The sequence below is a fragment of the Salipiger sp. CCB-MM3 genome, from assembly GCF_001687105.1.
Classification (GTDB): Bacteria; Pseudomonadota; Alphaproteobacteria; order Rhodobacterales; family Rhodobacteraceae; genus Salipiger.
In genome coordinates, this window is record NZ_CP014595.1 from 1,144,558 (window position 1) to 1,168,023 (window position 23,466).

The 23,466-nt window shown below is 64.1% G+C and carries 21 protein-coding genes and 1 riboswitch; of the genes, 11 read left to right on the forward strand and 10 right to left on the reverse strand.

Annotation, left to right across the window (positions count from 1 at the left end):
- The first annotated feature begins 140 nt into the window (after positions 1-140).
- Entirely contained in the window at positions 141-2,663 is a 2,523-nt protein-coding gene (locus AYJ57_RS05580) for a right-handed parallel beta-helix repeat-containing protein (protein ID WP_066102369.1), read from the forward strand.
- A 78-nt stretch (positions 2,664-2,741) separates the two neighbouring features.
- On the opposite strand, the gene AYJ57_RS05585 is transcribed toward AYJ57_RS05580, so the two are convergent.
- From AYJ57_RS05585 to AYJ57_RS05600, 4 genes are all read right to left on the reverse strand, one after another.
- Positions 2,742-4,064, reverse strand: a complete 1,323-nt coding sequence (locus tag AYJ57_RS05585; protein WP_066102372.1) for a UDP-glucose dehydrogenase family protein — start codon at positions 4,062-4,064, stop codon at positions 2,742-2,744.
- A gap of 151 nt (positions 4,065-4,215) precedes the next feature.
- Positions 4,216-5,196: a nucleotidyltransferase family protein gene (locus AYJ57_RS05590; protein ID WP_066102375.1), complete on the reverse strand. Its 981-nt coding sequence runs from the start codon at positions 5,194-5,196 to the stop codon at positions 4,216-4,218.
- 145 nt (positions 5,197-5,341) lie between these two features.
- Positions 5,342-6,427, reverse strand: coding sequence for a hypothetical protein (locus AYJ57_RS05595; RefSeq protein WP_157373980.1), 1,086 nt, complete (start codon positions 6,425-6,427; stop codon positions 5,342-5,344).
- Between the two features lie 60 nt (positions 6,428-6,487).
- Positions 6,488-6,715 (reverse strand): hypothetical protein, encoded by a 228-nt coding sequence (locus AYJ57_RS05600; protein WP_066102380.1) that lies wholly within the window; start codon positions 6,713-6,715, stop codon positions 6,488-6,490.
- A 564-nt stretch (positions 6,716-7,279) separates the two neighbouring features.
- Between AYJ57_RS05600 and AYJ57_RS05605 the strand changes: the two genes are divergently transcribed.
- Positions 7,280-8,344 carry an NAD-dependent epimerase/dehydratase family protein gene (locus AYJ57_RS05605; protein ID WP_066102382.1) on the forward strand — a complete coding sequence of 355 codons (1,065 nt, stop codon included), beginning with the start codon at positions 7,280-7,282 and terminating at the stop codon, positions 8,342-8,344.
- Here the strand turns inward: AYJ57_RS05605 and AYJ57_RS05610 are convergent.
- Together AYJ57_RS05610 and AYJ57_RS05615 are read right to left on the reverse strand one after the other, a co-directional pair.
- Entirely contained in the window at positions 8,310-8,894 is a 585-nt protein-coding gene (locus tag AYJ57_RS05610) for a hemerythrin domain-containing protein (protein ID WP_237220199.1), read from the reverse strand. The two genes, AYJ57_RS05605 and AYJ57_RS05610, sit on opposite strands and share 35 nt — an antisense overlap.
- Before the next feature lie 32 nt (positions 8,895-8,926).
- Positions 8,927-9,334 carry a universal stress protein gene (locus tag AYJ57_RS05615; protein ID WP_066102388.1) on the reverse strand — a complete coding sequence of 136 codons (408 nt, stop codon included), beginning with the start codon at positions 9,332-9,334 and terminating at the stop codon, positions 8,927-8,929.
- Between the two features lie 321 nt (positions 9,335-9,655).
- Between AYJ57_RS05615 and AYJ57_RS05620 the strand changes: the two genes are divergently transcribed.
- A complete protein-coding gene (locus AYJ57_RS05620; protein ID WP_066102391.1) occupies positions 9,656-10,351 on the forward strand; it encodes a winged helix-turn-helix transcriptional regulator in 696 nt (231 codons plus the stop codon).
- A 24-nt stretch (positions 10,352-10,375) separates the two neighbouring features.
- Here the strand turns inward: AYJ57_RS05620 and AYJ57_RS05625 are convergent, their stop codons facing one another.
- Positions 10,376-10,693, reverse strand: a complete 318-nt coding sequence (locus AYJ57_RS05625; RefSeq protein ID WP_066102395.1) for an antibiotic biosynthesis monooxygenase family protein — start codon at positions 10,691-10,693, stop codon at positions 10,376-10,378.
- A gap of 195 nt (positions 10,694-10,888) precedes the next feature.
- Between AYJ57_RS05625 and AYJ57_RS05630 the strand changes: the two genes are divergently transcribed.
- The 5 genes from AYJ57_RS05630 (at position 10,889) to AYJ57_RS05650 (ending at position 16,495) form a co-directional block, all read left to right on the forward strand.
- Positions 10,889-11,593: a DUF484 family protein gene (locus AYJ57_RS05630; RefSeq protein ID WP_066102396.1), complete on the forward strand. Its 705-nt coding sequence runs from the start codon at positions 10,889-10,891 to the stop codon at positions 11,591-11,593.
- Positions 11,590-12,516: a tyrosine recombinase XerC gene (locus AYJ57_RS05635; RefSeq protein WP_066102398.1), complete on the forward strand. Its 927-nt coding sequence runs from the start codon at positions 11,590-11,592 to the stop codon at positions 12,514-12,516. Before AYJ57_RS05630 ends, AYJ57_RS05635 begins: the two co-directional genes overlap by 4 nt.
- Before the next feature lie 39 nt (positions 12,517-12,555).
- Complete coding sequence (locus AYJ57_RS05640) at positions 12,556-13,185, forward strand: ribonuclease HII (protein ID WP_066102402.1); 630 nt, start codon at positions 12,556-12,558, stop codon at positions 13,183-13,185.
- 89 nt (positions 13,186-13,274) lie between these two features.
- Entirely contained in the window at positions 13,275-14,387 is a 1,113-nt protein-coding gene (locus AYJ57_RS05645; RefSeq protein ID WP_066102405.1) for a site-specific DNA-methyltransferase, read from the forward strand.
- Between the two features lie 224 nt (positions 14,388-14,611).
- On the forward strand, positions 14,612-16,495 hold the full coding sequence (locus tag AYJ57_RS05650) for a methyl-accepting chemotaxis protein (protein WP_066102407.1): 1,884 nt from the start codon (positions 14,612-14,614) through the stop codon (positions 16,493-16,495).
- 149 nt (positions 16,496-16,644) lie between these two features.
- Here the strand turns inward: AYJ57_RS05650 and aroC are convergent, their stop codons facing one another.
- Entirely contained in the window at positions 16,645-17,745 is a 1,101-nt protein-coding gene (gene aroC, locus AYJ57_RS05655) for a chorismate synthase (RefSeq protein ID WP_066102410.1), read from the reverse strand.
- Positions 17,746-17,913: 168 nt separating this feature from the next.
- Positions 17,914-18,023, forward strand: a riboswitch (TPP riboswitch).
- 51 nt (positions 18,024-18,074) lie between these two features.
- On the opposite strand from aroC, the gene AYJ57_RS05660 reads away from it, so the two are divergent.
- Genes AYJ57_RS05660 through AYJ57_RS05670 form a run of 3 tightly spaced genes read left to right on the forward strand, consistent with a single transcriptional unit; the run spans position 18,075 to position 21,245 of the window.
- Positions 18,075-19,055 (forward strand): thiamine ABC transporter substrate-binding protein, encoded by a 981-nt coding sequence (locus tag AYJ57_RS05660; RefSeq protein WP_066102413.1) that lies wholly within the window; start codon positions 18,075-18,077, stop codon positions 19,053-19,055.
- Positions 19,031-20,560: a thiamine/thiamine pyrophosphate ABC transporter permease ThiP gene (locus AYJ57_RS05665; RefSeq protein WP_066102416.1), complete on the forward strand. Its 1,530-nt coding sequence runs from the start codon at positions 19,031-19,033 to the stop codon at positions 20,558-20,560. Before AYJ57_RS05660 ends, AYJ57_RS05665 begins: the two co-directional genes overlap by 25 nt.
- Positions 20,547-21,245 (forward strand): thiamine ABC transporter ATP-binding protein, encoded by a 699-nt coding sequence (locus AYJ57_RS05670; RefSeq protein ID WP_066106720.1) that lies wholly within the window; start codon positions 20,547-20,549, stop codon positions 21,243-21,245. Before AYJ57_RS05665 ends, AYJ57_RS05670 begins: the two co-directional genes overlap by 14 nt.
- A 68-nt stretch (positions 21,246-21,313) precedes the next feature.
- On the opposite strand, the gene AYJ57_RS05675 is transcribed toward AYJ57_RS05670, so the two are convergent.
- Positions 21,314-22,102, reverse strand: coding sequence for a cytochrome c1 (locus AYJ57_RS05675; protein WP_066102418.1), 789 nt, complete (start codon positions 22,100-22,102; stop codon positions 21,314-21,316).
- 19 nt (positions 22,103-22,121) lie between these two features.
- Entirely contained in the window at positions 22,122-23,465 is a 1,344-nt protein-coding gene (petB, locus tag AYJ57_RS05680) for a cytochrome b (protein ID WP_066102421.1), read from the reverse strand.
- Position 23,466: the final 1 nt, after the last annotated feature.

A 23,466-nucleotide genomic window follows, 5' to 3' on the forward strand; every position in this document is an offset into this window, starting at 1 on the left:
AAGTTACAAATCTGAACGACTCCGGCGAAGGTTCTTTGCGTTGGGCTCTGGAAGATTTGGATTATCCGCGCATTGTAGTTTTCGAAGTTGGCGGACAAATTGACCTCGAAAGCCAAATCCAAATTAACGGTGATGTAACCTTGGCAGGCCAAACGGCCCCGGGTGGCATCACGGTCACCGGCGCGCGCCTGCGCGTGGTGGACAGCAACGTGATCATCCGCGGCATGACCGTGCGTCCGGGTGATGAAACCGATGGGCAAGACCCCGATAGCCGCGATGGTGTCTCCATCGGCAAGTCGGGCGAGACCGTCGAAAACGTTATTCTCGATAGCAACTCGCTGAGCTGGTCGATCGACGAGGTCGCCTCGACCTGGGGCGCGCCCAGCAATATCACGATCTCGAACAATATCGTCGCCGAGGCCCTGCAGGACTCGATTCACCCCAAGGGTGACCACAGCATGGGGATGCTGATTGGTGACGGGAGCTCGAATATCAGCATCATCGGCAACCTGTTTGCCAGCAACCAGTTCCGCAACGCGCTCGTGAAGGATGACGCCAAGAACATCGAGTTCATCAACAACGTCATCTACAACTGGGGCCAAGAAGGCCTTGTCGTTGCCGAAGCGTCCACCGTGCATGTGATCGGCAACGTTTTCATCAGAGGTCAAGACACCGACGGCCGTGAAGCGATCCGCTTCATCGGGAATGACGGCGGCGCCGCCTACTATGTGCTCGACAACGACGGTGACATCGGCGGCACCAACACCGGCGAGATCGTCAGCGATTTCGTCTTCGATCCGGCCACGACCGAAGTTCTGTCCTCGGGCGCCGTGGTTGACTGGGTGCTTTCGAACGTCGGCGCACGCATCGATGGCGAATTGAGCGAGATCGACCAGCGGATCATCGACACCGTGCTCAACGACACCGGCAAGATCATCGACTCGCCTGACGAAGTGGGTGGCTATGGCGACGGCTCGCAGACCGCGGCGCTGACCGATACCGACGATGACGGCATCCCGGATTTCTACGAGTACATCATCGGCTCGGACGCCAAGACCGCCGATGCCCAACTGGACGCCGACGGCGACGGCTATGCCAACATCGAGGACTACATCAACGGCCTGCTCGACGGGTTTGATGAGACCACCGATGGCGGCAACACCGGCACGGAGACCGGCGACAAGACCGAGGAAGATGGTGACGACACGGCCACCCTGCTTCCTGAAACCGGCGACAACACCGGTGCGGCAGTCGGCACCGTGATCACCCTCGAGGCCGAAGACCTCGTGCTTTCCGAAGGCTTCGCCGTTAAGAGCATCGGTCCGGCATCGGGCGGAACGGTGATCCAGAACAGCACCGGCGAAGCCCAAACCGCATCTTATGCCTTCGACGGCGATGCGGGCGTCTACGCGCTCACGCTGAACTACTTCGACGAGAACGATGGCGTCAGCACCCTGCGTGTCCTGATCAACGGCGAGGAAGTCACAAGCTGGGATTGGGATGCGGAGCTTGGCAGCAGCAACGCCGACACGTCGACGCAGACCTCGAAGCTGATCGACGGGCTGGAACTGCAGGCGGGCGATGTTCTGTCGCTGCAGGGCGTGAACGACTCCGGCGAACCGCTGCGCATCGACAGCCTCAGCCTCGAGATGACCGGCACGCTCGACTCGGGCTCGACCGACAGCGATCTTGACGCAGGTACTGAGATCGGCACCGGAACCGAGACCGGGACCGAGACTGGCAACAGCGACGCCATCGGCACCGTGATCAGCTACGAGGCCGAAGACCTCGACCTGTCCGACGGTTTCGCGGTGAAGAAGATCGGCCCCGCCTCGGGCAATGCCGTGATCCAGAACCAGACCGACGAGGCGCAGACCGCGTCCCTCGACTTCGACGGGGATGCTGGCGTCTACGACCTGACCGTGAACTACTTCGACGAGAACGATGGCGTGAGCTCGCTCAGCGTTCTGGTCAACGGTGAGGAAGTGGCAAGCTGGGACTGGGATGCCAAGCTGGGCAGCAGCAACGCCGACACGTCGACGCAGACCGCGAAGCTCATCGAAGGGCTGGAACTGCAGGCGGGCGACACTGTCACCCTGCAGGGCATCAACGATGCACGCGAACCGCTGCGCATCGACAGCCTCAGCCTCGAAATGACCGGCACCCTTGGGTCCACCGGCTCCACCGGGTCCACGGACACCACCGAAGAGGTCGATCAGCCGGTGGCCAACACCGCTGAGTGGGTCTTCATGGAAGCCGAGGAGTTCGTCTTCGACGCAGGCGTGCGCAAAGGCTTCAAAGTCGCCAGCCTGATGGCGGCGTCCGGCGGCGAGGTTCTCAGCGCTGCGGGTGATGCCGAAGCCTCCGCCGACTTCGAGGGCACCTCGGGCACCTACGACGTGGGCATCGACTACTTCGACGAAACCGATGGCGTTTCCTATCTGGAATTCCGCGTTAACGGCGAAGTGATGGACGCGTGGCACTGGGACGCCGACCTTGGCGACAACCTCGCGAACAAGTCCACGCTGACCCGTCATGTGATCGAGAATGTCGATATCGACGCGGGCGACCAGCTTGTCCTTGCCGGTTACGGCGACGGCGGCAGCGAGCCCCTGCGTATCGACGCGCTCGAATTCATGCCGAGCGACACAGTCCTGGGCTGAACCAGGCAAAGCTGTCGAGCAGCTTCTGGCCGGGCGGTGCGCTTCCTGCACCGCCCGGTTTTTCATGTCGGGCTGGGGTCAGGCCCCCGCGGGATCGCCGCGCCCAACGCTTTCGTAATCGCTAAAGCCCGCGGCCAGCGCATCCTCGTAGGTGTAGATGTTGCGCAGGTCCGCCATCCGCGGCGTCGACATCTTCTTTGCGAGCACCGAGAGGTCCAGCGCGCGGAACTCGTTCCACTCGGTGAGGATAACCAGCAGATCGGCGCCCTCGGCCGCCGCGTAGGGGTCTTCCTCCCAGGTCACGCCCGGCAGCAGCGCCTCGCCTTCGCGCTTGCCCTGCGGATCGACCACCGACACCGAGGCCCCGCCGCCGACCAGCGACGGCACGATGGTCAGCGCCGGCGCGTCGCGCATGTCGTCGGTGTTGGGCTTGAAGGTGACGCCCAGCACCGCGACCTTCTTGCCGTTGAACGAGCCGTCGCAGAGGTCGAGCAGCTTGTCGGTCATCCGCCGCTTGGTGTCCTCGTTCACCTTGATCACCGTCTCGACGATGGAGATCGGCGAAGCGAACTCCTGCCCGATGCGGGCCAGCGCCTTGGTATCTTTCGGGAAGCACGAGCCGCCGTAGCCGGGGCCAGCGTGCAGGAACTTGTTGCCGATGCGCCCGTCGAGCCCCATGCCTTTCGACACGCTTTTCACGTCCGCGCCGACCTTCTCGCAAAGCGCGGCGATCTCGTTGATGAAGGTGATCTTCGTCGCGAGGAAGGCGTTGGCGGCGTATTTGATCATCTCGGCGCTCTCCAGATCGGTGGTGACGATCGGGAAATCGCGCAGGTAGAGCGGGCGGTAGATGTCTTCCATCACCTTGGCGGCGCGGTCGGTCTCGACGCCGACAACGACCCGGTCTGGCTTCATGAAATCGTCGATCGCGGCGCCCTCGCGCAGGAACTCGGGGTTGGAGGCGACGTCGAACTCAAGGTCCGGATTTGCGGCGGCGACCACCTGCTGCACCTTGCGGTTCGTCCCCACGGGGACGGTCGATTTCGTGACCACGACGATGTAATGATCGGCGGTCTTGGCGATCTCTTCGGCGGCGGCCATGACGTAGGTAAGATCGGCATGACCATCGCCGCGGCGGGTCGGCGTGCCGACGGCGATGAACACCGCCTCGGCGCCATCGATGGCCGACTTCAGATCGAGGATGAACGACAGTCGCCCGGCCTCGACGTTCTTGGCCATCAGCGTGTCGAGCCCCGGCTCGTAGATCGGCACCTCACCGCGCTCCAGCATCTCGATCTTGCGCGGGTCCTTGTCCACACAAACCACCTCGTGGCCGAAGTCGGAAAAACAGACGCCAGACACAAGCCCCACGTAGCCGGTGCCGATAATCGCAATTTTCATTTCGGGTAATCCTCAAAGAACAATCAATATTTACGGTCTACTGCGACAAAGTCACAACTCAAAGAAGAAACGCGGAGCGGTGCCCGTTTCGGCAAATGCCGCCAAAGTTTGAGCATTGGACAGGCAGAAACGAGCGCATCGCCTCAGCGGCTCAGAGATGCTTCATTCGGGTGTAGAAGGGTTTCACCAGCGCCCACTCAGCCTCGCCGAGCCGCGGATACCGCGCCTTCAGAAGACGCCGCCGATGCAGCAGCGCGGTGAGCGGGGATATCTTGAACGGCAAGGTGCGCCGCATCCCGAAAAGCTCGTGCAGCATCAGCATCTGCAGATCGAAGGCGAGGCGAAACCTTCGGTCGCGGCGCAATTTCAAGAGCCAAGGCCAGTCCAGCGCGGCCTCGTCCTGCAGTTGCTCGCGCAGCGGCAGAAGGTAGCGCAGGCTGATGCCCCCGCGCGCAAGGCCGGAGTGATGCAGCATGTCGTGGCTGACGTTGATCAGCAGCCGGAAAGAGGGGTCAGGAATGTAGAACCGCAGCCCGTCCCGCTCGCAAAGGATCCGCCGCCTCTGCCAGTCGTCGCCCGAAAGGAACCGCGCGATGTCCTCTTGCAGCCCAGCGTGCAGATCGAGCGTTCCGGCATAGCCCTCTTTCCAAAAACACCCCGGAGAATGCGCATATTCGCTGTCTTCGAGGCACTCGAACCCGGCCTCTGCCAGAAGGCTTTGCGCCTTGGCGGCCTCGTCGCGCTCGACCACCATGTCGACGTCGATCATCAGCCGGTAAAAGCTGGCGGGATCCTCCTGCAGCGCCATCTCGCTGGCGCCCTTGATCAGCGTCGGGACAATTCCGGCGCCATTGAGCAGCGCGGTGATTTCAGACACCAGCGCCCAGAGGCTGAGGTTGCGCTGACAGTTGAGCGTGTCGATCTCGCCGAGATAGGCCATGGCCTCGGGCTCGGCGGCGCTTGCAGGCACCTCGCGCAGTCGGTGAAACAAGGCGGGGGTGACAAATTCGTCGTTCGCCGTGCGGATGAGATCGGCCCAGTTCGGAGCCCGTTCCTTCAGTTGCTCGACGTCCCCCTGAAGAATGCGGCCGAGCGTTTCGAGGGGAGAGGAGGCCAGAGCGCCTGCTTTCATGTCCTTCTCCAATACCAATAAAAATGGAGGCTAACGCCGTTACGCGCGCAGAAAAAATTGCGCTCGAAAGAATATATGAAAAATCACTTAGACAAAAATCACTTACCAAATTGAATTCAGAACTCACGACCTCCGTAAGATCAGATCACTCTTCGCAGAACCGCGACACCACTTCGAGCGCGCGCGGCAAATCGGAATAGGTCAGGCGACCAAACTTCGCACCGTGCAGACAGGCCGCCATGGCCTCAAACACATCGGGCGACATGGCGTCTTCTCCTGACCACGCGGCGCGCAATAGCGCCCCAAAGACGTCGGACAGGCTCAACTCACTGATCGAGGCTGGCCCACTCTCCTGCCGGTCCAGCACCAGAATCCAGCCCGCCTTCATCCAGCTGCTGTCTCCCGTCAGCCCCACGTAACGCACGCTCAGCGCGTCGGGTCTGAGATGCTGCGCCGCACCGTCGATCTCATCGCGGCGATGCTCCAGCAGCCGCCACGACCCTTCTTTCAGAGTCACCGGAAACGGCAGCGCGCCAAGTTTCCCGGTCTGCGACATCACCACGATGTCGTCGCTCTGCAACCGGAACCCGGCAGGCTCCAGCGCCGTCGCGAGGGTGCTTTTCCCCGCTCCGGCATCACCGAGCAGCAAAAGGCAGCGCCCAGCCCTTTCGAGCTGCGCCGCATGCAGCATCACATGATCGGTGTGATCAAAGAGGACCTCGGTCATCTTGATCTTCAGAAGCGGCACCGCCTCATGCGGAGCCACCCAGTCAATGTCTTCATCGCGTCGCCCGATGCCGATAATTCCGGCACCGTCGTTGGCATCGCGCTGGATCACCACATGGTCATCACCGCGCCGCGGCGCGGTGGCGAGATGCGCGAAACTCGGCATGAGTGCGTCGCGCAGGTCTGCGTCCTCGAAGGCGAGCACCACACAAAGCCCGGCCAGTTCGAGTGTTTCGCAACAAGCGACCCGTGCAGGACCCTCCGAGGTGGACAAAGCCTCGAGCGCGCCGATCTGCAACAAATCGCTGAGGATGCCGCCGTCTGGGACGTCGGCGGCATCCGGTCGCACGGTCGTAACGCCGAGCTCGAACCCGGCCCAAGCCTCTGCCACCGGGGGTGTGGCTGAAAACAGAAGTTCCTTCTCTGGGACCAAGAGAAGATGCTGGCTGTTCACTTCAGCCAGCGTGACCCCTGCTGCGGGGAGGACGAAAAGGTTTTCACTCAACGAAATACGTCAGATTAAAGAAAGTAAGACCTAAAGGCCGGGAAATCGGCCTTCAGCGGCTCAGTGGTAGTCACCACCGTGCTTTTTCATCTTCATCTTCATCTTGTGCTTATGCTTGTGCTTCATGCCACCCGAACGGAAGATGCCACCGGCATCGGCCTTCATCGAGGTGGACAGAAGTGCAGTCACTGCCAGCGGCGTAACGGCGGCATACTTGCCCGCCTTGCCCAGCAGCTCGCGGCGGCCCGGGGATTCCAGGGACTCACCTTGGGTGGTCTTATCCGTCATCGTTAAAAACTCCTTTTTACAATGAGTCGGACTATAGCCCAGCGAATGGGGTCTGCCAATTATCTTTAACCACGAGTTAACCTACGAATCTTCGGAATCTTTGTGACGCTAGAACCGCCCTCGGCTTGGCATCACCAAGAGTTGTGATTTTATCAAAATAAAACAGATATTTGACTTAATCCTGCCGGTTCGCCCCGTGACAAGGGCGCGTCAACATACCGGCGCAGGGCGCCCAAGTTTAATGCTAATTGATGTTGCAGGCCCTAGCCGAAAGTCGCCTAGCTTACTCTGCTTTAAGCCAAGCCACGCCATCGCGCTCCTAGTCGGCTACCCCTTACGGTGATCCGCCTTCAGCTCAAGATAGTAGCGCTCACAAGGCGCAGCCATTGACTCGGGCGCCCGCCGCGAAAAAGTGGAGAATACGCCACCGGATTGAGCCAGCGCCAGAAGCCGAAGGGCGATTGCGATGACGCCAGACAGAAAGATCTTGCTTTGGCACCATCCAGGCCACAAGACATGCTATATTACATTTATTGTCTTATACATTTTTGTAGGAGTTCATTGATGCGCACCGCTCTGGTCACGGGCTCTTCAGGCTTCATTGGGTATCACCTTTGTCAACGACTGCTGGAGGACGGGTTTCGCGTAATCGGCATTGATAATCTCTCCGACTACTACGATGTGGGGCTCAAACGGCGGCGGCAGGCGATGTTGCTGCAATCGCCGGGGTTCAGCGTCATCAACCAGTCCATCGAGACCGAAGGTTTTCTGGGCGAGGTCTTTGAACGGGAACGCCCCGATGTGGTGGTGCATCTGGCCGCGCAGGCTGGTGTCCGCCACTCTTTGACGGACCCGCGCAGCTACCTTTGCAGCAACATGCGCGGCACTTTCGAGCTGCTCGAAGCCGCGCGAGCCACAAAGCCCGCTCATATGCTTCTGGCGTCCACCTCCTCGGTCTATGGCGCCAACGAGACGATGCCCTACTCCGAGACGGATCGCACTGATCACCAGATGTCCTTCTACGCCGCCACCAAGAAGGCGACGGAATGCATGGCGCACAGCTATGCCCACCTCTACGATCTGCCAGCCACGATGTTTCGCTTTTTCACGGTCTACGGCCCGTGGGGACGCCCGGACATGGCGCTCTTCAAGTTCACCAAGGCGATCCTCAACGGCGAGCCGATCGACGTCTACAACCACGGTCACATGATGCGCGACTTCACCTATGTCACCGATCTGGTGCAGGGCATCCGTCTGCTCATCGACGTGGTGCCCGAGCGTCCGGAAGAAGGTGTCGTGCCGGTCGAAGACTCGCTCTCGCCCGTGGCCCCGTGGCGGGTGGTGAACATCGGCAATTCGCAGGCCATCCCGCTGTCCGAATTCATCTCGGCCATCGAAGAGGCCACCGGCCTGCAGGCTTTGCGCAATCCGATGAACATGCAGCCCGGAGACGTGCCCGCGACTTGGGCCGATGCCTCGCTGCTGCATGAGCTGACCGGCTACCGCCCGCGCACCAGCCTTCGTGAGGGGGTTCAGGCCTTCGTCGACTGGTACCGCGACTATTACGACATCGCGGGCTGGCCCGGCACCTCGCTCAACTCAGGTGACCTGCGCCGTATTTCAGGATGACCGGAACGATCAGATCCTCCTCATCCTCGAGGTGACGAGACAGCAACCGCTCGAACCGCAGAAGCTCGTCCCGGTATCGACCGGTCTCAAGCTGGCTCTGTAGCACGCCGTTCGCGGCCCCGATGAAGCCGTCGATCAACCCGTCCAGCGCGTGGTGATCGCGGTCCAGAATGTCGAAACCTGCCTGCAGCCGAGGATCGAACCCCTGCAGCACGGGAAAATAATGCGTGTCCTCGATCTCGTGATGCCCGTGCAACTGCTGCACCAGCATCCCGCCCTGACGCGACAGCCGCGCCTGCAGCGCGGCCGTCTCCATTCTGGCATCCATCTCCGCCTCGGCGTCACGGCGCAGACCGTCCATCAGCCGGCGGAACATCAGATGCCGGTCGAGCCAGAAGGACACCAGCCCATGAAACTGCGGGTGATGCTCCCACGTCTCGCGCGGCAGGCTGTGCAAGAGCACGCGCAGCGCCTCCGGCAGGCCGTCACGCTCTTTCAGTGACAGCGCATCGCGCATGCTCTTCGGGGTGCTGTCGTCCTTGCGGGGCACGGGACCTCGTCATCAAGGGCCCTTCGGGGCCGTTACCGCAGCACGTGTACCGCACAATGAGCATGGCGCACCACCAGCGTCGCGGTGGAGCCGAGGAGATAGTCGCTCATCGCGGGCTGATGCGACGCGATGACGATCAGATCGTGACCGTTCTCCTTGGCGTACTCGAGGATGGTCCGACCGGAATGCCCTTCGACCACCAGCCCTTTGCCCTTCGGCAGGTCGGCCGCCATGCCCTGCAGCTCCTTCTCCACCGCTGCGCGGGACTGCACCAGATAGTCCGGCGGCATGTAGGTGGCCGCGTAGCCCGGCACATGCTCCATGACGTGCAGCAAGGTGATCTGCGCCTCGGGCGATGCCAGAGCACGGGCAACCTCGATTGCCTTCTTCGATTTGGAGTCGCTGTCAAACGCGATGGGCACGAGAATGTTCTTATACATGCGAGGCCTCCTTTACTGACCTGCCGCGATCTTGCGCCCCTCGAACGTATAGCGCCTTGATACAAATCATCTCGCGCTGCCCCTGATGCCAACACATTTCGGGCACAATTGGCCCCTATCCCTGTTGGCGGGCTGCAGTATGCGCCGCCTCTCCAAAAGCCTGACGCTAACCAAGCCGGGCCGCGACGGAGAGCGCCCGGCCTCCTTGGATCCGCGTCGATCCGCAAGGAGCGCTGGCTGACCCGAAAGAACGGTCACCCTCGCCTTGCAGAACGGATTTGCCGCCCGCGCCGCGCTGGTGGCACTTGGAGGAGCGCGCCCATGCGATACCTGATTGCTGAAACCACTTGGAAAATGATGAGCCTCAGCCACGCGCTGGCCCAGACCGGCACCCTGCTGACCAGCTGCGAAGCCGCAGAGGACATCGAGGAATTTCACCGGATCGGCGCCCATGACCTGCTGCTGATCGATGCGGGCGTGCTGCGCCAGCAGACCACGCTCACCCGGCTGCGCGAGTTGAACCCCGAGGTGCCGATCGCCCTGATCGCCCGCGGCGCCGATGGCGCGCAGATCGCCACATGGCTCATGGGGGGCGCCGACACGGTGCTTGCCGAGGATACGCCCGCCGATGAGATCATCGCCCGCCTAGGCGCGGTGGCGCGGCGCGCGCATGGCATCTCGGTGCCGGTCTCCGACTGCGGCCCGCTGCGGATCGACCTTGAAAAGCGCCGCGTCCATATGGGCGCTGCCGTTCTCTCGCTCTCGCCCAAACTCTACGAAATCCTCGAATTTCTCGCGCTCCGGCCCGGACGGCTTGCGACGCGCGAGAAGCTGATGAGCCATGTCTACGGCTTCGAGAATGAACCGGCGCCGCGGGTGTTCGACGTCTACATGTGCAACCTGCGCGCCCATCTCGCCTCGCTCGAAGGCGCGCTGACCATCGACACGGTGCGCGGCGAAGGCTACCGCCTGCGTGTCACCGAGCGCCGCAGCGACACGCGAACCATCGCTGCCTGAGCCAAAACGTGTGAGGTGACGGCGTCAGTAGACCGCCGACACCTCGTACATCACCGGCTCGAAGCTGCGGCAAAGGTCGTTGAACCGCCGGTTCCACGCCCGCATCTCGTCGCTGCGCAGCATGGCCTGAAAGTCTTCGCGCCGCTCCCATTGCGAGTAATTGGCGATCCGGGTCTGCGCGTCGTTCACATGCAGGCCCGCCCCGATGAAACCGGCCTGTTTCGAGATGAACCCGGCATAGGCCTCTTCCAGCGCCTCGAGCAAATCCTGACAGGTGCCGGGGCTTGTCTCGAAGGTGGTGATGACCGTCTGGGCGGGGCTTGGATGGCTGATTGTGGGCATGGGCTCTCCTCCTCTGCCCGGGCCAGTGTGCCAGAAAACCCCATTTCGCCAAAGCCTTCCCTTCAAAGGCCGATCCTGTGGCCACAGCGCGCGGAAACCGGCCTGCAGCGCCAGAAAAGGGGGCGCATTCGTATCGCGGACCTGTTAGGCTCTGCGGCAAAACACCGATCACCGCACGGATAGACCGGAACAGGCATGAGCAGTCCCCGAATTGACGAGACGCTGCGCGAGCAGCTCCTCTCGCGTCCCGACATGATTCTCGACGACCGCGATCTGATGCAGGCGCTCATCGCCTCGAATGAGAGCGCCATGGGCAGCAATATCGTCGACCTGCGCGGGCTGGCGATGGAGCGGCTGGAGACGCGGCTCGATCGCCTCGAAGACACCCACCGCAGCGTCATCGCCGCCGCCTACGAGAATCTCGCGGGCACCAACCAGATCCACCGCGCCATCCTGCGCATGCTGGACCCGGTGGATTTCGAACCTTTCCTGCGCGATCTCAACGGCGAGGTCGCCGCGATCCTGCGCGTCGACGTCATGCGGCTGGTTCTGGAGACGGGCCACCCCGATGACACGCGCACCGTCAGCCGCCTTGGCGATGTGCTGTCGCTGGCCGAGCCGGGCTTTGTCGCCAGCTATCTGACCGAGCGCACCGACGCACCGCTGCGGCAGGTCACTCTGCGCCAGCTTGGGACCGGAGACAGCCGCATCTATGGCCCCAAGGCCGACTGGATCCGCTCCGAAGCCTGTCTGCGGCTTGATTTCGGCCCGCGCCGCCTGCCCGGCCTGCTCGTCATGGGCTCGGAAGACAGCAATATGTTCACCCCGCAGCAAGGCACCGATCTTCTGGCCTTCTTCGGCGGCGTCTTCGAGCGCACCATGCGCCGCTGGCTGTCGTGAGCCTCGCGATCACACCCGCTGCGCGCGACGCGCTCGAGGGATGGCTGGATCATGCCCGCGCGCTGAAGAACGCGTCAGAGAACACCATCACCGCCTATCGCGCCGATGTGGCGGAGTTCATTACCTTCCTCACCCGCCACCATGCCGAGCCTCAGGGACTGAAACCCCTCGCCCGCGTCACCACGCCCGACATGCGCGCCTTCATGGCGCATCTGCACGCAGGCGGCGCCGCACCGCGCTCCATGGCGCGCAAGCTGTCGGCGGTAAAGAGCTTCTACCGCTGGCTGGCCGAGCGCGAGGGGTTCGAGCCCACCGCCGTGCTCTCGGCCCGGGCACCCAAGTTCCAGAAGAAACTGCCGCGCCCACTGACCGAGGATGCCGCCCGCGCGATGATCGACACCGTCGAGATGCAGGCCACCCAAGGCTGGATCGGCGCTCGCGACGCGGCGGTGGTCACGCTGCTCTACGGCTGCGGGCTGCGGATCTCCGAGGCGCTGGGGCTGACCGGCGCCGACTGGCCCTTTGGCGAGTCGCTGCGCATTCTCGGCAAGGGCGGCAAGGAACGCATCGTCCCGGTCATCCCGGTGGCCCGCCGCGCGGTCGAGACCTATTTGCAGGTCTGCCCCTTCGAAATCACACCCGAGAGCCCGATGTTCCGCGGCGCGCGTGGCGGCAAGCTGAACCCGCGCCTCATTCAGGCGGTCACCGAAAAGGCCCGCATGCAGCTCGGCCTGCCCGCCAGCGCCACCCCCCACGCCATGCGCCACAGCTTCGCCACACATCTGCTCTCTGCGGGCGGCGATCTGCGGGCCATTCAGGAACTTCTGGGCCACGCCTCACTCTCGACCACGCAGGCCTACACCTCGGTCGACAGCGTGCATCTGATGAAGGTCTATGAGGCGAGTCACCCCAAGGCCCGCTAGCCTATTGCCCCGCCATCGCTGCGCGCGCAGAACAGGGGCATGACTGGACCTGACACTTCCCTCGAATCGCCGTTCTGGGCCGAAGGCAAGCGCGTGGCCGGGGTCGACGAGGTGGGCCGCGGCCCGCTCGCCGGCCCGGTCGTCGCCGCCGCCGTGATCCTCGATCCCGCGCTGATCCCCGCTGGCCTGAACGACTCCAAGAAACTCACGCTCAAGCGCCGCGAAGCGCTGGAGCCGATCATCCGCGCACAAGCCATGGTAGGGCTCGGCGTCGCCTCGGTGGAGGAGATTGACGAGATCAACATCCTGCAGGCCACCTATCTGGCCATGCGCCGTGCCGTCGCGGCTCTGCCCCAGAAACCCGACCATCTCCTGATCGACGGCAACCGTCTGCCCACCGATCTGCCCTGCCCCGCCACCCCTGTGGTTAAGGGAGATGGTAAGTCTGTGAGTATCTCGGCCGCATCCATCATCGCCAAGACATGGCGCGACGCACTGATGCGGGACTTGGCGCAACACCACCCGGGTTATGGCTGGGAAACGAACGCTGGGTACGGCTCAAAAAGCCACATGCAGGCGCTCCGAGATTTCGGTGTGACCCCACACCATAGAAGATCCTTCGCCCCCATACACAATATCTTGTATCAAGACGGAAACGTAAGGTCCTGATTTAAAAAAACAAATTGACCCCGATTCGCCATTCCCGCATTTTATCCCCAATCCAAGAGCGCAAAAATGCGCCGGGGCAGAGGCAGAGAATGACAGCGATGACCAAGACAAAGGGCGCAACTGCGCTCCCACTCAACACGATTCTTTCCGGCGACTGCATCGAGCAGATGAACGCCCTGCCGGAGGCGTCGGTGGACCTCATCTTCGCCGATCCGCCATACAACCTGCAGCTGAAGGGTGATCTGCATCGCCCCGACAACTCGCGGGTCGATGCGGTCGATGATCACTGGGATCAATTCGACAGTTTCGCCGTCTACGACCGGTTCACCCGCGCGTGGCTGAAGGCCGCCAAGCGGCTTCTGAAGCCCAACGGCGCGCTCTGGGTGATCGGGTCCTACCACAACATCTTCCGCGTCGGCGCGGCGCTGCAGGACGAGGGCTACTGGATCCTCAACGACGTCGTGTGGCGCAAGTCCAACCCGATGCCGAACTTCCGCGGCAAGCGCTTCACCAACGCTCATGAGACGATGATCTGGGCGTCGAAGAGCGAGGGTGCCAAATACACCTTCAACTACGAGGCGCTGAAGGCGCTGAACGAAGGCGTTCAGATGCGCTCGGATTGGGTTCTGCCGATCTGCAACGGCGGCGAACGCCTCAAGGACGCGAATGGCGACAAGGCGCATCCGACGCAGAAGCCCGCCTCGCTGCTGCATCGCGTGCTGGTCGGCTCGACCAACCCCGGCGATGTGGTGCTCGACCCGTTCTTCGGCACCGGCACCACCGGCGCTGTGGCCAAGATGCTGGGCCGCGACTTCATCGGTATCGAGCGCGAGGAAAGCTACCGCGAGGTGGCACAAAAGCGCATCGATGCCATCCGCCCGTTCGACCGCTCCTCGCTGGAAGTGACCCGCGCCAAGCGCGCCGAGCCGCGTGTGCCCTTCGGCCAAGTGGTCGAACGCGGCATGCTCAGCCCCGGCGAACTGCTGGTCTCCTCCTCCGGCAAAAGCGCCAAGGTCCGTGCCGACGGCACGCTGGTGGGCGACACCGTGAAGGGCTCGATCCATCAGGTCGGCGCGCAGCTCGAGGGGGCCCCCTCGTGCAACGGCTGGACCTACTGGCACTTTAAGCGCGAAGGCAAACTGGTGCCGATCGACGAGCTGCGGCAGCAAATCCGCGCCGAGATGGCCGACCGGGCCAACTGAGTTTCCGAGATACCATAAAGGTTTGACGACCGCCGGTGCCTGCTGCGGCAGGCACGACCTGGCCCCGCCTGCGCTTCTGCGCGGCGGGGCATTTTTCATCCGGTCCCGCGCATTGGCAGCAGGAAAATCGCATCAATCCGCGCGATCTCGAAGAGTTTGTTTACCCCACGCTGATAGCGAAGACCCGTCCGGCGCGACGCGCCATGTCTTGACGGGAATGGGTGATGAGCAGGTTTTCGATCCGCGTACAGTTGCTGATCCTCGGATCAGCCTTCATGTTCCTGACACTGGCGGTCGCCATCGCCTCATGGCTCATTCAGGCGCGCATGTCAGACAGCCTCGACTTCGGCAATGATCTCAGGCGGCAGACCTCGGTGCTGATGGCGGCGCAGGGGCGGATCGATCATGCCGGCACGGCGATTCTGCATTTCGAACACAGCGGCACCGAACCGCTGGACGATTTGCGGGCCGATCTTCTGTCGCTGCAGACACTTATCGATGATTCAAGCAGCGCGTTCCTCGCCCCGGACTCGCGCGAAGCGCGCCGCCCAGAGATGCTCACGCGGCTGCAGACGGTGGCCGCGACGGCCACCTCGCTGGTGCCCCAGATCGACACGCTGACCATCCCCGGCTTCACCATTTTCGAGCGGGATGCCCATATCAGCACCGTCCTTCTTCCCACGCTCGACAAGGCGCGCACAGAGATCAAAGAGATGCGCGATGCGCTGCGCACACAGGCCGAGCGCGCCGACAGCATGGCACGGACCGCGATGGATACCGGCTTCCTATTGCTGATCGGCGCGAATGGTCTGGCCGTGACCCTGTCGCTGATCTGCGTCGTGGTCTTCGGCAAACTGCTCGCGCGCCCTTTCCAAACCGCGGCCCGCAGCGTCGAGCGCATTGCCCAGCAGGACTTCGAGACCGAGATCGAAGGGCTCGATCGCGGCGACGAGGCTGGTTCCATCGCCCGCAACCTCGAGGCGCTGCGCGACCGCCTGCAGCAGGCCGAAGCCGACCGTGCCGAGGAGCAGGCCGCCAACGACCAGAGGCTCGCGCTTTTCAGCGCCCTTGGTGACGCCATGGGCGGGCTGACCCGCGGCGACACGGATCATAGGCTCGACGCGACCGACTGGCGTCTGCTGGGCGACAGCGCCGTGCGCCTGTGCGAGAATTTCAATGCGCTTGCACAGGGCATCAGCAGCCTTGTCGCCTCGCTGCGCGCCTCCACCGACACGGTCCAGCGCAACTCTCAGGAACTATCTTCCATGTCGCGCGAAATGTCCCGGAGATCCGAGGTGCAGGCCGCCACGCTCGAGGAATCCGCCGCCGCGCTAGAGCAGCTCTCGTCCAGCGTACGCGCCGCCGCAGAGCGTGCCGAAGATGCCGACCGCCGCGTGGGCGAAGGACGCCGCCGCGCCGAGGAAGGCGGCGCGGTGATGGAAAAGGCGCTGACGGCCATGGGCTCCATCGCCGCCTCTTCCGACCAGATCACCCAGATCATTGGCGTGATCGACGACATCGCCTTCCAGACCAATCTTCTGGCGCTCAACGCGGGCGTCGAAGCGGCCCGTGCCGGAGAGTCGGGCAAAGGCTTCTCGGTCGTCGCCTCGGAAGTCCGCTCTCTGGCACAGCGCGCTTCAGAGTCGGCAAGAGAGATCAAAGCGCTGGTGTCCAACAGTTCGCAGCAGGTGAAGGATGGCGGGCATTTGGTGGAGCAGACGGGCACCGCGCTCTCGGACATCGTGCGCAATGTCAGCGAGGTCTCGGATCTGGTCGCAGAGATTGCCACCGCCGCCAAGGAGCAAGCGGCGGGACTGCAGGAAATCAACGTGGGCGTGGCCGAACTGGATAAGGTCACGCAGCAGAACGCCGCGATGGTTGGCGAGACCAGCACCGCAAGCGACCAACTCAGCAGCGAAGCGGAACGCCTCTCCACGCAGCTCAATCGTTTCATGGGCGTCGAAGCTGCGGAAACTCAGGATGTCACGCCGGTGGCAGCGCCCATCGAAAGCTTCGAGCCTGCGCCGCCTTCGGTTCCGGCTTCCCATTCCCAGCCCGCGCCGAAGCGCGCCATCGCGGGCGATGACGTGAGCTGGGAAGAGTTCTAAGGCGGGGCCTTCTTGCGGGTCTCTGCGGACCGGGCTGAGCGGCTCTGACGCCGCCGCGCCTCAACTGCGTGGCGTGCCTAACGCCACAGGCAAAAGCGACTGCGCCAGTGGCAGTGGCAGTGGTAGGGGCAGAGGCAGAGGCGCCCAGATCAGCCGATTTGACCACGATTGGTGCCGACCTGTCCCCGGTGCAGCAAGAGGTGATCGAGGATGACACAGGCCATCATCGCCTCGCCTACCGGCACCGCGCGAATGCCGACGCAGGGATCGTGACGGCCCTTCGTGACGATGTCGGTTTCCTCGCCGTCCACGGTCAGCGTCTTGCGCGGCGTCAGGATCGAAGACGTCGGCTTCACCGCGAAACGCACCACCACGTCCTGGCCGGTCGAGATCCCGCCCAACACGCCGCCCGCGTGGTTCGAGCTGTAGACCGGCCCATCCGGCCCCATGGTGATCTCGTCGGCATTGGCCGAGCCGGTCAACGCAGCCGCGGCCATACCTTCACCGATTTCCACACCCTTCACCGCGTTGATCGACATCATCGCCGCCGCCAGATCGGTGTCGAGCTTGCCGTAGATCGGCGCGCCCAGCCCCGCGGGCACGCCGCGCGCGACCACCTCGATCACCGCGCCGACGCTGTCGCCGGACTTGCGCAGACCGTCGAGATAATCTGCCCAGCCCCCGGCGGTTTCGGCATCGGGGCACCAGAACGGGTTGCGCGCGATCTCCTCCCAGTCAAAGCGCGAGCGGTCGATCATCTCCGGGCCCATCTGCACCATGTAGCCGGTGATCGACACGCCCGGCGCCAGCTCGGCCAGCGCCGCCCGCGCCAGTCCGCCCGCAGCCACCCGCGCCGCCGTCTCACGCGCCGACGAGCGCCCGCCGCCGCGATAATCGCGGATGCCGTACTTCTGGTAATAGGTGATGTCGGCGTGCCCGGGACGGAACTTGGCCGCGATCTCGGAGTAATCCTTGGACCGCTGGTCGGTGTTCTCGATCATCAACTGCACCGGCGTGCCGGTGGTCTGCCCTTCGAAGACGCCGGAGAGGATTTTCACCGCGTCGGGCTCGCGCCGCTGGGTGGTGTATTTGTTCTGCCCCGGCTTGCGCAGGTCCAGCCAGCTCTGCAGCGTGGCTTCGTCAATCTTCACGCCGGGCGGGCAGCCGTCCACCGTCGCGCCAAGCGCCGGGCCATGGCTTTCGCCCCATGTGGTCACACGGAAGAGATGGCCGAAAGTGTTGAGGCTCATGGGGATGTCTCCTGTGTCGGGCCGCGGGGTCTGCTCGCCAAGCCTGTTAGGCCAGCGCGGCCCCTGTCTCAAGGAATTTCCGCAACAAACAGAGACACAGGACGACACAGGAAGACACTGGGCACCGCGCGCAATTCCCTTGTCAGAGGCCCCGACCCCGGCTAGGTCTGCGCTACCTCGGGGTGCCGCGCGATCCGCGCCGGCTGAGATGCGACACACGCGAACCCGTTGAACCTGACCCGGTTAACACCGGCGGAGGGAAGGTCACGGCCCAAGGCACCGCGCGCCCCGGCCCATCTTGCCCTCTCGCCGCAAATTTGGAGGATGCCATGAAGGCCATCAGTTTTGCAGCGGGATGTCTCTTTGCCAGCACGGCGCTGGCGCAAGAGCCCGTTCTGACCGTCTACGCAGGCGATTACGTCGTCTCGGAATGGGGCCCCGGCCCGAAGATCGAAGAGATGTTCGAAGGGCGCTGCGGCTGCGATCTGCAGTTCAAGCCCGGCGACCTGCTGCCCCGCCTGCTGCTCGAAGGTGACCAGACCGAGGCCGATGTGGTCTTTGGCCTCAACACCGATGTGACCAAGAAGGCCCGCGAAAGCGGCCTCTTCGCGCCGCATGGCGTGGACCTCTCGCCACTCACCCTGCCGATCGACTGGACCGACGACACCTTCCTTCCCTACAACTACGGCGAGACGGCCTTCATCTACGACACCACCCGCCTGTCCGAGCCGCCCACCAGCTTTGCCAAGCTGCTCGACGCGCCGGATGATCTGAAGATCGTCATCCAAGACCCGCGCAGCTCGATCTCGGGTCTCGCGATGGCGCTCTGGGCCCAAGCGGTGTTTGGCGATGAGGCCGAAGACGCCTGGCGCAAGCTGGCGCCGAAGATCCTCACCGTCACTAAGGGCTGGTCGGAAAGCTACGGCCTTTTCACCGATGGCGAGGCCGACATGGTGCTGAGCTACACCACCTCTCCCGCCTATCATATCATCGCCGAGGAGGATCACACCAAGAAGGCGCTGATCTTCCCCGAGGGCAATTATTTCATGGTCGAACTGGCCGCGAAACTTGCCACCAGTGATCAGCCGGAACTGGCGCAGGACTTCATGGATTTCATCCTGACGCCCGAGTTCCAGCAGATGATCGCCACCGGCAATTGGTCCTTCCCCGCCGCCCTGCCGCATGAGGACTGGCCGGAAGGGTTCAAAGAGCTCGAACTGCCGAGCAAGGTGCTGTTCTACTCCGAGGACGAGGCCGCCGCGCTGCGGGATGAGGCGATCGAGGCATGGCGTCGCGGCCTCTCGCAATAATCGCGGCGCTTGCCGCGGGCGGGCTGGTGCTGGCACTGGTGCTTGGCCCAGTCGCGGCGGTGCTGGCGCGGGCTGGTGGCTGGGGCAGCCTTGGCCCCAGCGACTGGCAGGCACTGCGCTTCACGCTCTGGCAGGCCTGTCTTTCGGCGCTGTTCTCGGTCGCGCTGGCGATCCCGGTCGCCCGCGCGCTGGCACGACGGCGCTTTCCGGGGCGCGGGCTGCTGATCTCGCTTCTGGGTGCGCCGTTCATCCTGCCGACGATCGTGGCGGTGCTGGGGCTGCTGGCGGTCTTTGGTCAGAACGGCATGGTCAACGTGGCGCTGCGAGGGGTCGGACTGCCCGCCTTCAGCATCTACGGCCTGCACGGCGTGGTGCTGGCGCATGTGTTCTTCAACCTGCCGCTGGCGACCCGGCTGCTGCTGCAGGGCTGGCTGGCGATCCCCGCCGAACGCTTTCGCCTCGCCGCCTCGCTGGGGCTCTCGCCATGGGCGATGCTGCGCACGCTCGAGGCGCCCATGGTGCTGCGCATCGCGCCCGGGGCCTTCGCGGTGATCTTCGTAATCTGCCTGTCGAGCTTTGCGGTGGCGCTGACGCTGGGCGGCGGCCCGCGCGCCACCACGGTCGAGTTGGCGATCTATCAGGCGGTGCGCTTTGATTTCGACCTCGGCCGCGCGGCGCTGCTGTCGGTGATCCAGCTGGCACTGGCGCTGGCGGCGGGGCTGGTCGCCCTGCGGCTTGGCACCGGCGGCGGCTTTGGTGCGGGGCTCGACAGGATGGTGACCCGCTGGGACGGGCGCGCAGGGCTCTCGCGGGCGGCGGACATCGCGTGGATCGCCCTCGCCGCGCTCTTCCTGCTGACGCCGCTCGGCATGGTGGTGGCGCGCGGCCTGCCCGGGCTGGTGCAACTGGGCGCCAGCAGCTGGGAGGCGGCGTGGAATTCGCTGACCGTGGCGCTGGCCTCGACGCTCCTGTGCCTGCTCTGGGCGCTGCCGCTGTCCACCCGCTGGGGCGAGTGGCTGGGGCTCGTGGGCATCGCCGTCTCGCCGCTGGTGCTGGGCACCGGCCTTTTCCTGATCGTCCGCCCCTTCGCCAATCCGCTGTCGCTGGCGCTGCCCGTCACCACTTTGGTGAACGCGCTGGTCGCCCTGCCCTTCGCGCTGCGCATCCTGCGGCCAGAAGCCGAAGCTGTGCGCGCCGATTACGGACGTCTGGCGCAGGCCCTGGGGCTGACCCCGCTCGCATGGCTGCGCCTTGTGCTGCTGCCGCGGCTCCGCCGACCGCTGGGCTTTGCCGCCGGGCTCACCGCCGCGCTGTCGATCGGCGATCTCGGCGTCATCGCCCTTTTTGCCGACCCCGACCGCGCGACGCTGCCGCTGCAGGTCTACCGGCTGATGGGCTCCTACCAGATGCAGGCCGCGGCAGGCGCGGCGCTCTTGCTGCTGCTGTTCAGCTTCGGGGCCTTCTGGCTCTGCGACCGGGGAGGCCGCGCCAATGCTGACACTTGAGGCCCTGCGCTACACCGAGGGCGACTACAGCCTTTCGGCCGACCTGTCGCTGGCGCCCGCACGGCGCGTGGCGATCATCGGCCCCTCGGGCGCGGGCAAGTCGACGCTGCTCGACCTGATTGCCGGGTTCCTCGCGCCCAAGGCGGGCCGCCTGCTCTGGCAGGGTCAGGACATCACCGCGACGGCGCCCGACAAGCGCCCCGTGGCCATGCTCTTTCAAGAGAACAACCTCTTCCCGCACCTGAGCCTCGCCCGCAATCTGGGGCTGGCGCTGCGCCCCGGCGGCGGGCGGCTGACCGCGGATGAGCGACGCAAGGTGGACGAGGCGCTCGAGCGCGTCGGCCTCGGCGGGCTCTCGGCGCGCAAGCCCGGCGCGCTATCGGGCGGGCAGCAGAGCCGTGCCGCACTGGCGCGCGTGCTGCTTCAGGCCCGGCCGATCCTCGCGCTGGACGAGCCCTTTGCCGCGCTCGGACCCGCGCTGAAGGCGCAGATGCTGGAGTTGGTGCAGGAGGTGGCGGGCGAGCTGGGCGCGCTGGTGCTGCTGGTCAGCCACGACCCGCAGGACGCCCGCCGCTTCGCCGAAGAGACGGTGCTCGTGGCTGATGGCGTGGCGCATCCTCCGGTGCAAACGGACGAGTTGTTCGACGCCCCGCCAGACGCGCTTCGGGCGTATCTGGGGCTTTAGCGCAGCGCCCCCCCAAAGCAAAAGGCCCCGCCAGACAGCGGGGCCTTTCCATTCACATCAAGCGAAGATCACTCCGCCTTGTGCTTGAGCGGGCGCCAGATGCGCTTGTTGGTCAGATAGAGCAGCACCGACAGCAGCGTCAGGAACAGCACCCCGACAAAGCCTGCCTGCTTGCGCGCCATCATCTTCGGCTCGGCGGTCCACATCAGGAAGGCCGCGATGTCCTGCGCCTCGTGGTGCAACTCGTTCGAGTGACCATCGGCAAACTCCACATCCTCGCCCATCAGCGGCGGGGCCATGGCGATCCAGCCGGTCGAGAACGCGTGGTTCTCGTAGAAGGTGGTGCCAGCCTCTTCCTTGGTCTCGCCGGTGTAGCCGGTGAGGATCGAGGCGATGTATTCGGCGCCGCCCATGCCGTTGAACAGCTGCGACAGGCCGGTGCCATACGGGCCGTGGAAGCCTGCACGCGCCTTGGCCATCAGCGACAGGTCGGGCGCGCCGACGCCGTTGTTGACCGGGAAGTGGTCGGTCGGGGTCGCCGGGCGGTAGTCCTCCAGCTCTTCGTCGAACACTTCGAAGTTCTGCGCCGCATAGGCGCGCACCTGATCCTCGGGCAGGCCGGGGCCGCCTTCGTCACCCAGGGTGCGCAGCGGCACGTAGCGCAGACCGTGACAGGCCGAGCAGACCTCGGTGAAGATCTGCAGACCGCGCTGCAGCTGGGCCTGATCATAGGCGCCGAAGGGACCTTCGAAGGAGAACGAGAAGTCCTCGACGTGGCCACCCTCACCGGCAGCAAAAGCGCTGCCGGCTGCAAGGCCGAGGGCCGTGACGGCGGAAAGGGCAAGTTTCTTGAACATGACTCTTGGGTCCTTTCTCTTACTCGGCCGGGGTGGACGCGGTCGCGCCCTTGTCCGAGGACTTGCCGTAATGCGCCTCGAAGTCTTCCTCGATGGTCGCGGGCTGCGGCAGCGGCTTTTCGATCACGCCCAGAAGCGGCAGGATCACGAAGAAATAGCCGAACCAATAGGCCGCCCCGATCAGCGAGAAGCTGGCGTAGGGCTCTTCCGCGGGCATGGCGCCAAGCCACATCAGCGCGATGAAGTCGATCACCAGCAGCCAGAACCACCACTTGAACTGCGGGCGGTACTTGCCCGAGCGCACCGAGGAGGTGTCGAGCCAGGGCGCCAGCGCCATCGCGATGATCGCGCCGAACATCGCCAGTACGCCGAAGAACTTCGCATCGACGATACCGCCGGTGATGAAGGAGGCGATCTGAACGACCCAGACTTCCGAGGTGAAGGCACGCAGGATCGCGTAGAACGGCAGGAAGTACCATTCCGGCACGATGTGCGCGGGCGTCGCCAGCGGGTTGGCCTCGATGTAGTTGTCGGGGTGGCCAAGGTAGTTCGGCATGAAGCCGACGATGGCGAAGAACACGGCAAGGATCACCGCCAGAGCGAAGAGGTCCTTGATCACGTAATACGGCCAGAACGGCACGGTGTCCTTCTCGGCATCGGCCTTCGACGTGCGGCGAACCTCAACACCCGTGGGGTTGTTGTTGCCGGTTGTGTGGAAGGCCCAGATGTGCACCGCCACCAGCGCCGCGATGACGAAGGGCAGCAGGTAGTGCAGCGAGAAGAAGCGGTTCAGCGTGGCGTTGTCCACCGCCGGTCCGCCCAGAAGCCATGTCTGGATCGGCTCGCCGATGAACGGGATCGCCCCGAAGAGGCCGGTGATCACCGTCGCGCCCCAGAAGGACATCTGTCCCCACGGCAGCACGTAGCCCATGAAGGCAGTGCCCATCATCGCGAGGTAGATCAGCATGCCGATGATCCAGGTGATCTCGCGCGGGGCCTTGTACGAGCCGTAGTAGAGCCCGCGGAAGATATGCGCGTAGACCGCCACAAAGAACAGCGACGCGCCGTTCATGTGCAGGTAGCGCAGCATGTAGCCGCCGTTCACGTCGCGCATGATATGCTCGATCGAGGCGAAGGCCATGTCCACATGCGGCGTGTAATGCATCACGAGCACGATGCCGGTGATGATCTGCAGCGCCAGACAGAAGGTCAGGATGATCCCCCAGATCCACATCCAGTTCAGGTTCTTGGGTGTGGGGATCATGATGGTGTCGTAAAGCAGACCGACGATCGGCAGGCGCTTGTGCACCCAGCGTTCGCCACCGGTCTTCGGTTCGTAGTGATCGTGCGGAATTCCAGACATG

Coding starts and splice junctions, on each gene's coding strand:
- AYJ57_RS05585 (WP_066102372.1), bottom strand. CDS start 4,064: ATGAAAATTGCGATTATCGGCACCGGCTACGTGGGGCTTGTGTCTGGC.
- AYJ57_RS05590 (WP_066102375.1), bottom strand. CDS start 5,196: ATGAAAGCAGGCGCTCTGGCCTCCTCTCCCCTCGAAACGCTCGGCCGC.
- AYJ57_RS05600 (WP_066102380.1), bottom strand. CDS start 6,715: ATGACGGATAAGACCACCCAAGGTGAGTCCCTGGAATCCCCGGGCCGC.
- AYJ57_RS05605 (WP_066102382.1), top strand. CDS start 7,280: ATGCGCACCGCTCTGGTCACGGGCTCTTCAGGCTTCATTGGGTATCAC.
- AYJ57_RS05615 (WP_066102388.1), bottom strand. CDS start 9,334: ATGTATAAGAACATTCTCGTGCCCATCGCGTTTGACAGCGACTCCAAA.
- AYJ57_RS05620 (WP_066102391.1), top strand. CDS start 9,656: ATGCGATACCTGATTGCTGAAACCACTTGGAAAATGATGAGCCTCAGC.
- AYJ57_RS05625 (WP_066102395.1), bottom strand. CDS start 10,693: ATGCCCACAATCAGCCATCCAAGCCCCGCCCAGACGGTCATCACCACC.
- AYJ57_RS05630 (WP_066102396.1), top strand. CDS start 10,889: ATGAGCAGTCCCCGAATTGACGAGACGCTGCGCGAGCAGCTCCTCTCG.
- AYJ57_RS05640 (WP_066102402.1), top strand. CDS start 12,556: ATGACTGGACCTGACACTTCCCTCGAATCGCCGTTCTGGGCCGAAGGC.
- AYJ57_RS05645 (WP_066102405.1), top strand. CDS start 13,275: ATGACAGCGATGACCAAGACAAAGGGCGCAACTGCGCTCCCACTCAAC.
- AYJ57_RS05650 (WP_066102407.1), top strand. CDS start 14,612: ATGAGCAGGTTTTCGATCCGCGTACAGTTGCTGATCCTCGGATCAGCC.
- aroC (WP_066102410.1), bottom strand. CDS start 17,745: ATGAGCCTCAACACTTTCGGCCATCTCTTCCGTGTGACCACATGGGGC.
- AYJ57_RS05660 (WP_066102413.1), top strand. CDS start 18,075: ATGAAGGCCATCAGTTTTGCAGCGGGATGTCTCTTTGCCAGCACGGCG.
- AYJ57_RS05665 (WP_066102416.1), top strand. CDS start 19,031: ATGGCGTCGCGGCCTCTCGCAATAATCGCGGCGCTTGCCGCGGGCGGG.
- AYJ57_RS05670 (WP_066106720.1), top strand. CDS start 20,547: ATGCTGACACTTGAGGCCCTGCGCTACACCGAGGGCGACTACAGCCTT.
- AYJ57_RS05675 (WP_066102418.1), bottom strand. CDS start 22,102: ATGTTCAAGAAACTTGCCCTTTCCGCCGTCACGGCCCTCGGCCTTGCA.
- petB (WP_066102421.1), bottom strand. CDS start 23,465: ATGTCTGGAATTCCGCACGATCACTACGAACCGAAGACCGGTGGCGAA.